General features: G+C 64.6%; 1 protein-coding gene. It reads right to left on the bottom strand.

Annotation, left to right across the window (positions count from 1 at the left end; genetic code table 11):
- Positions 1-43: 43 nt before the first annotated feature.
- Entirely contained in the window at positions 44-226 is a 183-nt protein-coding gene (locus HPT28_RS26405; protein WP_257579466.1) for a type I restriction-modification system subunit M N-terminal domain-containing protein, read from the bottom strand.
- Between the last annotated feature and the right edge of the window lie 807 nt (positions 227-1,033).

Here is a 1,033-nt window from a genome sequence, read left to right on the forward strand (position 1 = left end):
CAGATCCTCAGGATCCAGTGTCTCGTGTGTCCAAGATCCGGGGTCAAGGCCCGTCCTCGTTCTCAGCCAGAAATTTCTGGTGCTGGTACTCCCAGGTGTCCGACAGGTACTTCCAGAACATCAGGGGGAAGATGACCGAGGAGTACTGCGCTTCGGGCATCGCCACGCGCAGCTCGTCGGCGGCGTCCCACAACCGGTTCTCGATCTCCTGCTGGGTCACTGCCATCAGTTGGGGGTGTCCTTGCTCGTGTCCGGGGGCGATCTCAGGGCCGAGGAGCTTCCTCGGGGCATCCTATTTTGGCCCTCTGACAGTGAGGCTGTGGTCGACCTCGCTGCTGGCTGGCTTCAAGGAGCCGGCTCGGGCTGGCGCGGCCCGAGTGTTGCCGGGGAGCCTCATGGTGGTCACCTGGGAGGATTTTGGCCTCGAGGCGGTCGATGATCACGGGCCCGGTGGGCCGACCGTTGGCAGAGGGCTGCCGAAGCCCGTTCGTGGAAGTCCACGGCTGTCCGCCCTGCGCAACTGAGACCACGCAACGACGAGGGCCCCGGCCGCTGAGCGGTCGGGGCCCTCGTTTGCCCTGGTGGGCGAAGCGGAGGATACGAGATTCGAACTCGTGAGGGGTTGCCCCCAACACGCTTTCCAATCAGGTCACCCAACGACCACGTTCACACTGCGACTACGACCAGTCTGACCAGCGCATATGTCCTGGGTCAACAGAGACCAGGCACAACGCTGGCACACGAAGCGTCTCGCCTAACGCCCTGGTCAGCGTGGTCTGAGGGGCACATGGCATCACTCGCCGTATCTGCCACAGTCACAGCGCGTCGAGCGGGTTCCTGTCCCCCGAGGCGCCACAGACCCGATCACCAGGGGGGAGAGTTCCGCCCCACTCGCACGCACACGAGACGGGCCGCCCCACACATACCGACCACCCTCGCCCTACCGCCGCTGACACCTGTTCCACACACCCCGCTGAACGTGAGCTGATTCCAACCTGGTTGGCTGGCTGGATAGTTGTGCCGTAGGGGGCGG

Source organism: Streptomyces sp. JJ38 (genome assembly GCF_019303475.1).
Classification (GTDB): domain Bacteria; phylum Actinomycetota; class Actinomycetes; order Streptomycetales; family Streptomycetaceae; genus Streptomyces.

What these genes read in the sequence shown, in the direction of transcription:
- HPT28_RS26405 (WP_257579466.1), bottom strand. Translation starts at nt 226, where the DNA reads ATGGCAGTGACCCAGCAGGAGATCGAGAACCGGTTGTGGGACGCCGCC.